General features: G+C 75.2%; 12 protein-coding genes and 2 pseudogenes. 7 read left to right on the top strand and 7 right to left on the bottom strand.

Annotation, left to right across the window (positions count from 1 at the left end):
• Nucleotides 1-29: 29 nt before the first annotated feature.
• Nucleotides 30-992 (top strand): sigma-70 family RNA polymerase sigma factor, encoded by a 963-nt coding sequence (locus tag ACFY8W_RS24380; RefSeq protein ID WP_391108870.1) that lies wholly within the window; start codon nucleotides 30-32, stop codon nucleotides 990-992.
• On the opposite strand, the gene ACFY8W_RS24375 is transcribed toward ACFY8W_RS24380, so the two are convergent.
• From ACFY8W_RS24375 to ACFY8W_RS24360, 4 genes are all read right to left on the bottom strand, one after another.
• The gene (locus ACFY8W_RS24375; RefSeq protein WP_391108867.1) at nucleotides 961-1,344 is read right to left on the bottom strand and encodes a DUF4180 domain-containing protein; all 384 of its coding nucleotides are present in this window, start codon (nucleotides 1,342-1,344) and stop codon (nucleotides 961-963) included. The two genes, ACFY8W_RS24380 and ACFY8W_RS24375, sit on opposite strands and share 32 nt — an antisense overlap.
• Nucleotides 1,341-1,790, bottom strand: a complete 450-nt coding sequence (locus ACFY8W_RS24370) for a helix-turn-helix domain-containing protein (protein WP_391108864.1) — start codon at nucleotides 1,788-1,790, stop codon at nucleotides 1,341-1,343. The genes ACFY8W_RS24375 and ACFY8W_RS24370 overlap by 4 nt, the downstream gene beginning before the upstream one ends.
• 432 nt (nucleotides 1,791-2,222) lie before the next feature.
• Nucleotides 2,223-4,118 (bottom strand): protein kinase, encoded by a 1,896-nt coding sequence (locus ACFY8W_RS24365; protein ID WP_391108862.1) that lies wholly within the window; start codon nucleotides 4,116-4,118, stop codon nucleotides 2,223-2,225.
• Between the two features lie 70 nt (nucleotides 4,119-4,188).
• Nucleotides 4,189-4,593 carry a hypothetical protein gene (locus tag ACFY8W_RS24360; protein WP_391108859.1) on the bottom strand — a complete coding sequence of 135 codons (405 nt, stop codon included), beginning with the start codon at nucleotides 4,591-4,593 and terminating at the stop codon, nucleotides 4,189-4,191.
• Between the two features lie 119 nt (nucleotides 4,594-4,712).
• Between ACFY8W_RS24360 and rpmG the strand changes: the two genes are divergently transcribed.
• The 3 genes and pseudogenes from rpmG to ACFY8W_RS24345 all read left to right on the top strand — a co-directional run.
• Complete coding sequence (gene rpmG, locus ACFY8W_RS24355) at nucleotides 4,713-4,877, top strand: 50S ribosomal protein L33 (RefSeq protein WP_384412628.1); 165 nt, start codon at nucleotides 4,713-4,715, stop codon at nucleotides 4,875-4,877.
• A 46-nt stretch (nucleotides 4,878-4,923) separates the two neighbouring features.
• Nucleotides 4,924-5,046: a type B 50S ribosomal protein L36 gene (gene ykgO, locus ACFY8W_RS24350; RefSeq protein ID WP_384412625.1), complete on the top strand. Its 123-nt coding sequence runs from the start codon at nucleotides 4,924-4,926 to the stop codon at nucleotides 5,044-5,046.
• An 85-nt stretch (nucleotides 5,047-5,131) separates the two neighbouring features.
• A pseudogene (locus ACFY8W_RS24345) lies at nucleotides 5,132-6,037 on the top strand (aminoglycoside adenylyltransferase domain-containing protein); the annotation flags it as partial.
• A gap of 51 nt (nucleotides 6,038-6,088) precedes the next feature.
• Here the strand turns inward: ACFY8W_RS24345 and ACFY8W_RS24340 are convergent.
• Nucleotides 6,089-6,994: an arginase family protein gene (locus tag ACFY8W_RS24340; protein ID WP_391108855.1), complete on the bottom strand. Its 906-nt coding sequence runs from the start codon at nucleotides 6,992-6,994 to the stop codon at nucleotides 6,089-6,091.
• Nucleotides 6,995-7,251: 257 nt separating this feature from the next.
• Between ACFY8W_RS24340 and ACFY8W_RS24335 the strand changes: the two genes are divergently transcribed.
• Entirely contained in the window at nucleotides 7,252-8,184 is a 933-nt protein-coding gene (locus tag ACFY8W_RS24335) for a LysR family transcriptional regulator (RefSeq protein ID WP_391108852.1), read from the top strand.
• Between the two features lie 201 nt (nucleotides 8,185-8,385).
• A complete protein-coding gene (locus ACFY8W_RS24330; protein ID WP_391108849.1) occupies nucleotides 8,386-9,756 on the top strand; it encodes a carbohydrate-binding protein in 1,371 nt (456 codons plus the stop codon).
• Nucleotides 9,757-9,921: 165 nt separating this feature from the next.
• Here ACFY8W_RS24330 and ACFY8W_RS24325 read toward each other — a convergent pair whose 3' ends face one another.
• Both ACFY8W_RS24325 and ACFY8W_RS24320 read right to left on the bottom strand, forming a co-directional pair.
• Nucleotides 9,922-10,506: a GNAT family N-acetyltransferase gene (locus tag ACFY8W_RS24325; RefSeq protein WP_391108846.1), complete on the bottom strand. Its 585-nt coding sequence runs from the start codon at nucleotides 10,504-10,506 to the stop codon at nucleotides 9,922-9,924.
• Complete coding sequence (locus ACFY8W_RS24320; RefSeq protein ID WP_391108843.1) at nucleotides 10,503-11,813, bottom strand: FAD-dependent oxidoreductase; 1,311 nt, start codon at nucleotides 11,811-11,813, stop codon at nucleotides 10,503-10,505. The genes ACFY8W_RS24325 and ACFY8W_RS24320 overlap by 4 nt, the downstream gene beginning before the upstream one ends.
• 263 nt (nucleotides 11,814-12,076) lie before the next feature.
• On the opposite strand from ACFY8W_RS24320, the pseudogene ACFY8W_RS24315 reads away from it, so the two are divergent.
• Nucleotides 12,077-12,592: pseudogene (locus ACFY8W_RS24315) on the top strand (discoidin domain-containing protein); the annotation flags it as partial.
• Between the last annotated feature and the right edge of the window lie 14 nt (nucleotides 12,593-12,606).

Raw genomic sequence — 12,606 nt, 5'->3', positions numbered from 1 at the left:
AGGCGGGGCGACCGGGGGAGCGGCGGGACATGCGGGCGGAAGACGACGGCGCGCTGCTGACGGAACGCTTCGAGCGGGACCGGCCGCACCTGCGGGCGGTCGCCTACCGCATGCTCGGCTCGCTCGCCGAGGCGGACGACGCCCTCCAGGAGGCCTGGCTGCGGGCGGACGCCGCCGGGATCGCGGGCGTCGAGAACCTCGGCGGCTGGCTCACCACCGTCGTCTCCCGGGTCTGCCTCAACATGCTCAGGTCCCGCGAGCGGCGCCGCGAGGACTCCCTCGACGACCGGCTGGGCGAGCCGGACGTCGACCTGCCCGGGCGCGACCCCGAGGAGGAGGCCGTCATGGCCGACTCCGTGGGAGTCGCCCTGCTCGTCGTCCTCGACACCCTCGCACCCGCCGAGCGGCTGGCGTTCGTGCTCCACGACATGTTCGCCGTGCCCTTCGAGGACATCGCCCCGATGCTGGAGCGGACCCCGGCCGCCGTGCGCCAGCTCGCGAGCCGCGCCCGCCGCCGCGTGAAGGGCGGCTCCGCCGCGGCCGACGCGGACACGGCCCGGCGGCGGCAGGTGGTCGAGGCGTTCCTCGCGGCGACCCGGGGCGGCGACTTCGCGGCGCTGCTCGCGCTGCTCCACCCCGACGTCGTGCTGCACGCCGACCGGATGGTCATCCCCACGCCGGAACCGGTGGTCGTCGCCGGCGGCCGGGCCGTGGCCCAGGGCGCCATGGCGGCGATGGGTCGGGCCCGCTACACCGGCCTGGCCCTCGTCGACGGCGCTTTCGCCCTGGCGATGGCGCCACACGGCAGGCTGCGCCTGGTCCTCACCTTCGCGGTGGAGGACGGGCTGATCACCCGGATCGAGGTCGTCGCCGAGCCGGACCGGCTCGCCGCGATGGAGTTCTCCGCGACGCACTCCACCGCCGTCGGGGCCGCGCCGGAGGACTCCACCCCGACGGAGTTCACCGCGCCGGGCCTCGGCGGCCCGGAGTGAGCCGCTCGGCGAGGGCGGCCGTGTCCGGGACGAACCAGAGCTGGGTGCCCCGGTTGGACTCCCGGACGAAGTCCCGCAGCGCCGAACCGTGCTCCAGGTGCCGGGAGATGTCGCCCACGACGGCGAGGCCGAGCCGGTAGTTGGCGAACTTCTGGACGATGTCACCGGCCACCCGGGTGCGCAGCCGGAAGAAGTCGTCCGAGAACCGCTCGACCGGCACCGCCACCCAGGCCGCCCCGGCGTACGAGCCCTCGCCGATCACGTCGAGCGCCTCCCGCTCGCCGAGCAGGAGCGGGCCCTCGGCCGGACAGAGGAAGACAGGTGTGCCGTGGAAGTCCTGAAGGGCGCTCACTGCGTGCCTCCGATCAGTGCGTCGAGAACCTTGAGCAGGTCGGCGGTGGTGTCGAGGTCGCCGAGGACCACGAACTTCAGCGCGTCGCGCTCCTCGTCGAAGACGGTCTCCACCCGCAGCCGCCCGCCCGGATCGGCGCCCGCGCCGCCGTGCCGCCCGAGCGCCGTCGCCATGACGGCGTTGGCGAGCCGGTCGGCGGTGTGCCGGTCGACCCCGTCGACCTGCACGATGCTCGACACGTCGGCGCGCGGCCCGCGAGGGGCGGGGGCGGGCGCGAGGGGCGTTCCCGTGAAGGCCTCCAGGTCCTCCCGGCTGATCCGGTACTGCCGGCCGACCCGCGTCGCCGGCAGCCGTCCGTCACGGACGTAGCCCCGGACGGTCTTCACGTGCAGGTCGAGCAGATCGGCGATCTGCTCGACCGTGTAGTACCGCTGCGCCGCGTTCACGTCACCTTCGACCTTCCCTTTCCTTCCCTCACATTCCCTAAACTACCATTCGAAGAGGAGTTGCAGGGAAGGTTGGGGCCCATGGGGAGGTGGTGTCCGTGCCGTACGCGTCGATATGGGTCTGGGTGAGGCTGGTGCTTGACGTGTCGACCGGCTCCGCCCGCAACGAGCCCGACCCGCCGGGGACCGGTGCAGTGACCGCGAAACGTCCGCCGGTCACCGGCGACGGGCGCCAGGTGGCGCCCCGGTCCGTCGACACCTCGACGGTCGGCGACCGGAGCCCCGACCGCTCGGCCGCGCCTCTCCCCGGCGACCGCTCGGCTGACCGCTCGGCCGCCCCCGGCCCCGGCGAATGCCCGGCCGGCGGGCGGACCTCACGGCCCCGAACGGGTTCGTGAGGTCCGGCAGGGCGCCGTCCGCAAGGGCGGCGCGTTACGGGGCGCCGTTGCGCCAGACCGTCAGGTCCAGCGTCATGTACGTGCTGGGCGAACCCTCCGGTGAGAACGCCTTGACCGTGACCAGGCCCATGTGACCCGTCCCGGTGGTGACGCAGACCTGCCGGCCGGGCGACAGTTTGTTCACGTACACCTCGCGCGTGAACCGGGTGTCCGCCCGGCACGCGGCGAGGGTGCCCTCCTGCCCCGGGTCGAGCAGCACCATGTTGCCGCCGGTGCTCTCGGCGTCGATGTACCCGCCGGTGTCGTAGGAGAGGTCGTAGCCGCCGTCCTCGCCGTCCTGGGGCCGTACGACCTGGTCGCCGAAGGTCAGGTGGTAGCCGGCCGTCAGGTTGATGTTCTTGTACTCGACGGGCGTCGGCTCGGCCTTGGCCGAGGGCTTCCCGGACGGAGTCGTGCCGCCGCCCGAGCCGTCGGAGGGCGAGGCGCCGGACGACCCGCCCGAGCCGCTCTGCCCGCCGGGCTTGCCGTTGCCGCTCGCCGAGGCGTTCTTGTCGTCGTCCTTCGTCAGGACGTAAGCGGTGGTGGCGCCGCCCACCCCGAAGACGAGCGCGGCGGCGAGCCCCACGAGCAGCGTCCGCTTCGCCGGGTTCTGGCGCGCCGCCGGAGGCCGGCCGCCGGGACGCGGCCCGTTCGGGTAAGGCGTGTTCGGGTAAGGCGCGTTCGGGTACGGCGTCGGATACGTCGGCGCGGTCGGATACGCACCGCTGCCCGGGTACGGGGCCGGAGCCGGGCCCTGCGTCGGAGCGTAGGCGTGGCCCGGGTGCGGCGGTGGCGTCGGCGCGGCGGCGGGCGGTCCGGCGGGCGACGGCGGCACGGGCGCGGTGGGGGAGTAGGCGGGGGCGGGCCCCGCCGGAGCGGTGGGAGCGTAGCCCGCCGGAGGACCGGCCGGCGCTGTCGGCGGATGCGCCGGAGCCTGAACCGGGGCCGCGGGCGCGGCGGCCGGTGCGGGGGTGGCCGTGCGGGCCGTGATGTCGGCCGAGACGGCGCCCGGCAGCCAGTCCTCGGGACGGCGCAGCACGGTCGCCGCGTTGGCCGCCTGGCAGAGCCGGATCACCTCGGCGACGGACGGCCGGGCTTCGGGATCCTTCGCGAGGCAGCGGGTGACCAGGGCGGACAGCCGCTCCGGCACCGCGCCGAGCTCCGGCTGCTCGTGCACGATCCGGTACAGCACCCCGTGCGAGGTGCCCTCGCCGAACGCGGGCACGCCCGTCGCCGCGTACACGGCGACCTGCCCGAGGGCGAAGACGTCCGTGGCCGGAGTGACCCGGCGGCCGGCGGCCTGCTCCGGGGCCATGAAGGAGGGCGTGCCGATGGTGACGCCGCTGCCGGTGAGCGAGGTCGCGTCGGCGGCGTGGGCGATGCCGAAGTCGATGACGCGGGGGCCGTCCGCGGCGAGCAGCACGTTGGACGGCTTGAGGTCGCGGTGGACGAGACCCGCGCCGTGGATCACCTGCAGCGCCTCGGCCATGCCCGCGACCAGCAGCAGCACGGTCTCGACGGGCAGGGCTCCGTGCGCGACGACGGCGTCGGCGAGCGAGGGGCCGGGGACGTACGCGGTGGCCAGCCAGGGGCGCGTGCCCTCGGCGTCGGCATCGATGACGGGCGCGGTGAACAGGCCCTGCACGCGCTGCGCGGAACGGACCTCCTGGGCGAAACGGCGACGGAACTCGGCGTCCTCGCCGAACTCGGGCCTGATCACCTTGATGGCGACGGGCCGCCCGCCGGGCGTGTACGACAGGTACACCTTGCCCATGCCGCCGGATCCGAGCCGCGCGGCCAGCCGGTATCCGGCGACGGTCGTGGGGTCGTCGCCCTCGAGCGGCTGGAAGACCGGTGAGGCGCCGGCGCTGCCCGGCTGCTGACCACTCATCAATTCTTTCTCCCCGTGCGGAACTAAGGATCCCGGTTGCTCGCCCGGCACCCTATCCGCTGCGGGGCGGTCAGTGTGACCGGGTGGGATCGGGCCCGGGGCGGGCGAGGCACCGGAGCGCGAGATCGAGCGTGACCTTGGTGTCGTCGTGGAGGTCGGTGAGGTCGCAGACCTCGATCCAGGCGAGGTGCCCGCGCTGTGCGAACAGGACGACGTCACCGAGGAGGGCCCCGTCTTCGGCCAGGAAGGTGCGCGACGCCACCGACGCGGTGCCGGGGCCGGTCGGAGCGGCGGGGACCGCCGACGCGTCGATCACGAAGTCGGTGGTGCCGCACCCGCAGTCGCAGCGGCCCGCCACCCGCAGATGCGGCACCTGGCGGCGGAGCAGCGCCTGGACGGGATCGTCCCCGTCGAGGAGGAGCTCGAGCGCGGCGGCCACGTCGGCGGGCAGGTCGGCGGGGAGGGCATCGCTCATCCGGCCACCGTAGGCGGTCACAGCTGCGGGAATGAGGTGGGGGGTGCCGGTGTTGCAGAGGGCGAGGCTGACATGCCCGAGTCAAACGAGCTCGACGGCGGCAGCCGGAAGGAGCACTCATGCCACGCACCACCCAGCGCCCCGTGGTCACCCTCCGGTCCACGGCCGGCACCGGCGTCACCTACGTGACCCGCAAGAACCGCCAGAACGACCCCGACCGCCTGGTCCTGCGCAAGTACGACCCCGTGCTCGGCACGCACGTCGACTTCCGCGAGGAACGCTGACCGCGAGCGACCGGACGGACCGGGCGAGAGAGAGCGAGACGCCACGATGAAGGTACGCAACTCCCTGCGCGCCCTGAAGGCGCGCCCCGGCTCCCAGGTGGTCCGCCGCCGGGGCCGGACCTACGTCCTCAACAAGAAGGACCCGCGCGTCAAGGCCCGCCAGGGCTGATCCCGCGACCGCCGGCCCCGTCCTCCCGCTGCCGGGGGACGGGGCCGCCCGCTGCCGGGGGACATGGGCGCCCGCTCCCGGGGGCATGGCCGCCCGTGCTCACGAGACCGTCGACCGCTCCCGGCCGATCCGGCCGTGCAGCGATCACCCCTCGTTCCCGCGCCCCGCCCGCCCCGCCGAATTCCCCGCGCGGCCAGGTCCGCGCCCCCAGTACGCTCACCCGGCCGCGATCTCGGATCCCGCCGCGCCCCAGCCCCCAGGAGGCCCGTTGAGCACGCCCCAGACCGACGCCGTCGTCCGGCTCGTCCGCGCCGTCCTCGGTGAGCGGGCGCTCGGCGCGTACGCGCACGGATCGGCCGTGCTCGGCGGGCTGCGGCCGCACAGCGACGTCGACGTCCTCGTCGTCGCCGACCGCGGTCTCGGGCCCGACCAGCGGCGGGAGCTGACGGAAGGCCTGCTCGCCCTCTCCGGCAGCCGTGCCCACGGCGGCCCCGCACGGCCCGTCGAGCTGATCGTGGTCGTCGCCGGGCAGATCCGGCCCTGGACCTACCCGCCCGTCTGCGACTACCTCTACGGGGAGTGGCTGCGGGAGGAGTACGAGCGCGGCGAACTGCCCCGGGCGCAGCCCATGCCGGACCTGGCCCCGCTGCTCGCGATGGCCCGGGCCGGCGACGCCCCGTTCTTCGGACCGCCGCCCGCCGAGGTCATCGATCCGGTGCCCGCCGCGGACGTGCGGCGGGCGATCGTCGCGGGCGTTCCGGACCTCATGGCCGACCTCGACGACGACACCCGCAACGTGCTGCTCACCCTCGCCCGGATCTGGACCACCCTGGAGACCGGGCGGATCCGGGCGAAGGACGGCGCCGCCGCGTGGGCCCTCGACCGCCTGCCGTCCGACCGGCGGTCTGCGCTCGCCCACGCGCGGGACGTGTACACGGGGCGGGCCGAGGAGGACTGGGCGCCCCTGCGGGCCGCCGTCCGTCCCGACGCGGAGCAGCTCCTGGAGCGGATCGGGCGGGCGCGGGCCGCCGCCGGGCGGTCTTCAGGTCCCGGTGAGCGCCGCGACGACGAGATCGGTGAGGAGCGCGCCCGCGGTCCCGTCGGGGTCGAGATCGGGGTCGTAGATCGTGACGTTGAGGCCCACGCACCGCGGGGAGCGGACGAGCGGCCGTAGCAGCGCGGTCACCTCGTCCGGCAGCAGTCCGTCGGGATCGGGACTGTCGACCGCCGGCATGACCTCCGGATCCAGCACGTCGGCGTCCAGGTGCACCCAGAATCCGTCCAGGGCCGGCGTCTCCAGGCTGGCCGCGGTCACGGAGCCGAGCTCGGCGGGCCCCCGTTCCCGCAGTTCCCCGACGGTCACGACCGGCACCTTGAGCTCGCGCAGCTGGACGAGCTCCGGATCGTCGCGGTAGCCGTCACGGGTGCCCAAGACCCGGACGTCCTCGTCCCGCAGATAGGGCCGCAGCCCCTCCAGATCGGTCAGGTCGTCCTGGCCGCGGCCGGTCGCCAGGGCGAGTTCCTCACCGCCGGCGGCGCCGATCCGCTCGGAGTTGTCAGGATTGCGGAAGTCGGGAGAGGCGTCGACCGACACGAGGCCGTAGCGGCCCAGTCGGCGCAGCGCGAGCGCGGCGCCCAGCTGGATCGAGCAGTCGCCGCCGAGGACGAGCGTGAAGTCCCCGGCCGCCACGTGCCGCTGCACCCGGTCGGCGAGCCTGACCGTGTACGCGGCGAGGGCCGCGGCGTTGAAGACGCCGTCGCCCTCCCGCCAGTCGCCCCTGTCGTAGCGCGGCGGCACCACCACGCCGCCCTCGAAGGCCCCGAGCCGCCGCACGATCCCGTTCTCGCGGAGAGCGCCGGCCAGCTTGCAGCAACCGGGCACGGTGCCGGGCGCGGGCGGCCGGAGGCCGAGGTTGGACGGGGCGTCGACGACCACGATGTTCCGCATGCGGGCCATCCTCGCCGCCCCCGCCCCCGCACGCAACGAACCCGCCCCGGCCGCACGCTCCGTCCGGGCCCCGCCCTCCAGCTCGCCCTGCACCTCGCCCTCCACCCTCGTCCGCCGCCCCGCCCTTCACCTCGCTCAACCCCTGCCCTGCCCACCGCCCTCCGGCGGACTTCGCGGGCTTCGACCCTTCCGGCGTTGCCCAACCCCTTCGCGCACTGGTCTGGACCTGCCGGGGGAGCGGACGGCAAGCTCGGTGCATGGACTTGGAGTTGAGGCACCTCAAGACGATCCGGGCCATCGCGGACGCCGGCAGCCTCACCCGGGCCGCCACCGCGCTCGGCCTCGCCCAGCCCGCGCTCAGCGCCCAGCTCAAGCGCATCGAACGGGCCCTGGGCGGGACGCTGTTCGAGCGTGGCAGGGACGGCGTGCGGGCCACCGCGCTCGGTGACCTCGTCCTGGACCGGGCCCGGGTCGTGCTGCCCGCCGTGTGCGAACTCCAGGAGGAGGCGGTCCGCTTCGCGCGCGAGGGCGCGGCCGGCCACCGGCTCGGCGGTACGCACGGGCCGCTGCTCGGCGGCCTGGTCGACCGGCTCGCCCACGCGGGGCAGGGGGCCCCGGTCACCACGTACACCTCCTGGTCGGAGCGGGAGATCGCCGGCGGGGTCGCCGCAGGGCGGCTCGACTTCGCCCTCGTCGGGGTCTGCGGCGAGAGCAGTCCGCCCGAGGCCGGGCGGCTCGCCTGGACGGAGGTCGCGCGCGACCCGGTCCACGTGATGCTCGCGGTCGGTCACCCGCTCGCGTCCCGCTCCGAGGTCGACCTCGCCGAACTCGCCGCGGAGGCGTGGACCGACGTGCCGGGCGACGGCTGCTTCGGTGACTGCTTCGCCGCCGCGTGCGTGCGGTCCGGCTTCACGCCGGTCTGCGTGTACGAGACGGACACCGCCTCCTGCGTCCATCTGGTGCAGGTGGGCCGGGCCGTCGGACTGTGCCGGGCCACCTTCCCCGCCACGCCCGGGCTCGTCACCAGGCCGCTCGTCGGCAACCCGCTGATCTGGCGTCATCTGCTGGGCTGGCACCCGGAAGGACGCGCCGCGAGCCGCGCGCCCGACGTTCTCGCCCACGCCCGCGCGGCGCACGCGGACGCCCTGTCACGCAGCGCGGCGCGCCTCCCGGCGCCGACGGCGCCATGAGAGCCCTGAGGGCCACGAGGGCCATGAGCGAGGGTCATGAGAGGCCCCTGCAGGGCCATGCGAGGCCCACTGCGGGGCCACGAGGGGCCCGCAGTGTCACGAGGGGCCATAACGCGATGGCAGGGGCGGACTGACGACTCCCGCACCGGCGGCGGGATTCCTACGGTTTCGACAGTCCCCCACCAAACCGAGGAGATCCGCATGCTCCGACGCTCCGTCCGCACGGCCGGCACCGTGCTGGCCGCCGCCGGACTGGCCCTGGCCGCCCTCCAGGCCGCTCCCGCCACCGCCGCGGCGCCCACCGCGGCCCCACCCGCCACAGGGCCGGCCGTCCGCACCGCGGCCGACGCGCTCGGCGCGCACGCCGCACCGCCCGAGCTGCTCCAGGCCATGCGCCGCGACCTGGGCCTGAGCCGTACCCAGGCGCTCAGCCGGCTCGCCCACGAGGCGGAGGCCGGTGCCACCGCCGCCCGCGTCCGCCAGGGGCTCGGCGACGCGTTCGCCGGCGCCTGGGTGGACGGCCCCGAGTCCGCGACGCTCACCGTGGCCACGACCCGCGCCGCCGACCTGCCCGCGATACGGGCCGCGGGCGCCCGGGCCCGCCTGGTGCCGCACGGCCTGACCGCCCTGGAACGCGCCAAGGACAGCCTCGACGGAGCGGCGGGCGCCGACGCTCCCGTCCGCTACGTCGACGTCCGCTCCAACCGCCTCGTCGTCGAGGAGACCCGCCCCGGCGCCGCCGCACGGCTGCTCGCCGCGACGGGCGTGCCGCGCGCTCTCGTCACGGTGGTCCGCACCGCCGAGGCACCCCGGCCGCTGTACGACATCCGCGGCGGCGACGCCTACTACATGGGCGGCGGCCGCTGTTCCGTGGGCTTCGCCGTCACACGGGGCACCACCCAGGGCTTCGCCACCGCGGGTCACTGCGGGCGCGCCGGCACCGCCACGACCGGCTTCAACCAGGTCGCCCAGGGCACCTTCCAGGCCTCGGTCTTCCCCGGCAACGACATGGCCTGGGTGGCCGCCAACACCAACTGGACCGCCACTCCCTACGTCAAGGGCTCCGGCGGGGTCAACGTGCAGGTCACCGGGTCCGTGCTGCAGCCCGTCGGCGCGTCCGTGTGCCGGTCCGGCTCGACCACCGGCTGGCACTGCGGCACCATCCAGCAGCACAACACCAGCGTGACCTACCCGGAGGGGACCATCTCCGGCGTGACCCGGACGACGGTCTGCGCCGAGCCGGGCGACTCGGGCGGCTCGTACATCTCCGGCAGCCAGGCGCAGGGCGTCACCTCGGGCGGCTCGGGCAACTGCTCCAGCGGCGGCACGACCTTCTTCCAGCCGCTCAACCCGATCCTGCAGAACTACGGCCTGACCCTGAAGACCACCGGATCCGACCCCGGTCCGGGCCCCGGCGAACCCGAGCCGGGCGGCACCTGGAAGGCGGGCACGGTCTACGCGGCCGGCGCGGTCGTCACCTACGGCGGCGCGAGCTACCGCTGCCTCCAGGGACACCAGGCCCAGACGGGCTGGGAGCCGCCGAACGTCCCGGCGCTCTGGCAGCGCCTCTGACCACCCGCCCCGGCGGGCCGTGCCGCCCCGGCGCGGCCCGCCGGGCTGGTCCCTGTTCCTGCCGGGCTGGTCCCTGTTCCTGCCGGGCTGGTCCCTGTTCCCGCCGGGCTGGTCCCCGTTCCGCAGGGCTCGTGGCCCTGCGGTCCTTCCTCCCGCGCGGCCGCCTCAGCCCGCTTCCCGTACGGCACCTGACCCGGCGGCCTCTCCCGCCCAGAGGTGCAGGTGCATCGACCGCGGACGCCCGGGCGAATCCGCCGCGAGCGTGCCTCCGGCGGGGAAGCCGCCGACGAGAGCCGTACGGCAGGAGGCCTCGTTGCCCAGCGCGTGCACCAGCTCGAACCGGCGGCCCGCGAACGGGCTGTCCGGCGCGCCGGCCGCCCAGGCGGTGGCCGGCGCGAGAGCGCGGGAGGCGATCCCGCGGCCTCGCGCCGCGGGCGCCGTCCAGTAGCCGACGCGCACCGCGTCCGCCGCGGCCGTGAACGCCACGTGGCCGAGCGGCTCGCCCGCTCCCGAGGCGTCCTCCTGGACCACCGCGAACGCGACGCGCGAACCGGCACGCCGGCCCCGGTGCTGCTCCGCCACCCAGGCCCGCGCCTCCTCCGCGTCCGCCAGACGGGTCGCCAGCCACCGCCGCATCAGCGGGTCACGGTGGTGCCGTACGAGCGCGTCGACGTCCTCGTACGCCCAGGGCCGCAGCAGCAGCGCGGGACCGCCCGGCACCTTCACGCGCGGCATCCCGGCCGTGCTCACACCCGGCCCCCCGAGGCCAGCAGGACCCGGGCCGCGCGCAGCAGCAGGGCGGGCCGGGTGAGGGCGCGCGGGTGCTCGATGAGGTTGAGCACGTTCGTGTACGTGGTGTTGACGGCGGAGTCGAGCACGGACGCCTCCGTGAGCCGGTCGCCCGCCCAGCGCAGCAGCCGGTAGCCCGGCGGGTAGGGGCCCGTGACGTGCGGCTGGGCGAGGTCGGCGGTGGTCGACAACTGCCAGGCGGCGTCGACCACGACCTCCGCCCGGCGGAAGTAGCCCCAGGCGGGTTCGTGCCAGGCGGCGCCCGAACGCAGGTGAGCGGCCAGGGAGTTCGCCTGCAGGGCGGCCAGGGTGAGGCCCTGCCCGTAGACGGGGTTGACGCTGGCGAGGGCGTCGCCGACCACGGCGAGGCCGCCGGGGAGGCGGCCGAGGCGCGCGTAGTCGCGGCGGACGCTCTCGGTGAAGCGGAAGGCGTCCACCTCGCCGGTCATCTCGCACACGTCGGCGACCGTGCGCAGTGGCTCCACGCAGCGCCGCATGCGGGCCAGGAAGTCGGCGGGATCGGTGCCCGGGCGGTGGTCCGCGTAGCCGGCGAGGACCACCGACCAGCGGTCGCCCTCGACGGCCGCGAGCGCGCCGGGCTCGGTGAGTCCGGGCTGGTAGTCGCTCTGCGGGCCGGGCGTGGAGTGGGCGATGACGGTCGTGCCCAGTTCGTCCCCGCGCCGGAACGAGGCGGTCGCGTAGCCGAGGTCGATCCGCATCCTGCCGACCGGCGCACGCTCCCAGCCCGCATCCTCCAGCCAGTGGCCGAGCCGGCTGGAGCGGCCCGTGGCGTCGACGGCGAACCCGGCGTCGACGACCTCTCCCTCCGCCGTGGTCACGCCGCGGACCCGGCCGCCGTCCAGGACCAGGCCGCGGGCCTGCGCACGCACGATCCGTACGTTGGGGAGCGCGCCGACCCGGCGGCGCACCCCCGCGTCGAGCAGCGGGCGGCTGGCCCCGAGCATCCGCTGCCCGTCGGCGGGCGCCTTGAGCCGCCCGTCGACGTAGAAGCGGACGTCGTCGCCCTCGCCCATGCGGGCACCGTCCGCGACCAGTTCGGCGGTGACGCCGGGGAACCAGCGCTCCAGCTGGCTGTGTCCCTGCGCGAGCAGGGCGTGCAGCTGCCGCCGCTGCGGGACCCGGGATCCCGACCCGTCCCCACCGATGTCGTCGGGTTCCAGGACGACGACCTCCTCGGCGAAGTCGCTCAGCACCCGGGCCGCGAACAGCCCCGCGTAGCTCCCGCCCATGACCACGGCCCGCTTCACACAACCCCCGCATCACCATGCCGCCACCTGCGACGACCCGCCCGCGACCCTACCGCCCGGCCGACCGGTCATGATCACCGGCGCGGCCCGGCGACGGGTTTCAACTGCCTTTGTCGTTCACCCTCTTGCGCGGTCCCAAGGCTCCTCATACTCTCACTGCGCATGTTAGGAAGCTTTCCTAACTGTTCTCTTCGCTCAGGAACCCGTCCGCCTGAACACGGGACCGCCGCACCACACGCGACCGCCCGGGAAAGTGAAGCGAGATGCCCCCCACCATCAACACCGCCCCTACCGTCGACACCCGAGACACCGTCACCGCGCTCCGGCGGCGCCGCCGTCGCGCCGCCGCTCTCGTCGTCGGTGCCGCGACCGGGCTGCTGCTGCCCGCCCTGTCCGGTCTCGTGCCCGCCGCCAGTGCGGCGGCCGGGAACCTCGCCCAGGGGCGGCCCGTCACCACCTCGTCGAACGAGACCAGCTCGCTCACCGGCACCAAGGCCGTCGACGGCTCCACCACCACCCGCTGGGCCAGCGCCGAAGGCGTCGACAACCAGTGGATACGGATCGACCTCGGCGCCGGCACCGCCGTCAAGCGCGTCGTCCTCAAGTGGGAGGCGGCATACGCGAAGGCCTACCGCGTCGAGCTCTCCGACGACGGCTCCTCCTGGCGCCAGGTCTACGCGACCACGACCGGCGACGGCGGCACCGACGACCTCGCCGTCAACGGCACCGGCCGCTACCTGCGCGTCTTCGGGACCCAGCGGGGAACCCCGTACGGCTACTCGCTCTGGGAGGT

The organism is Streptomyces sp. NPDC012637, from assembly GCF_042954805.1.
In the GTDB taxonomy this organism is placed as follows: Bacteria; Actinomycetota; Actinomycetes; order Streptomycetales; family Streptomycetaceae; genus Streptomyces.
The sequence above is the reverse complement of the archived record's forward strand: the minus strand, read 5'-3'. Positions and strand labels throughout refer to the sequence as shown.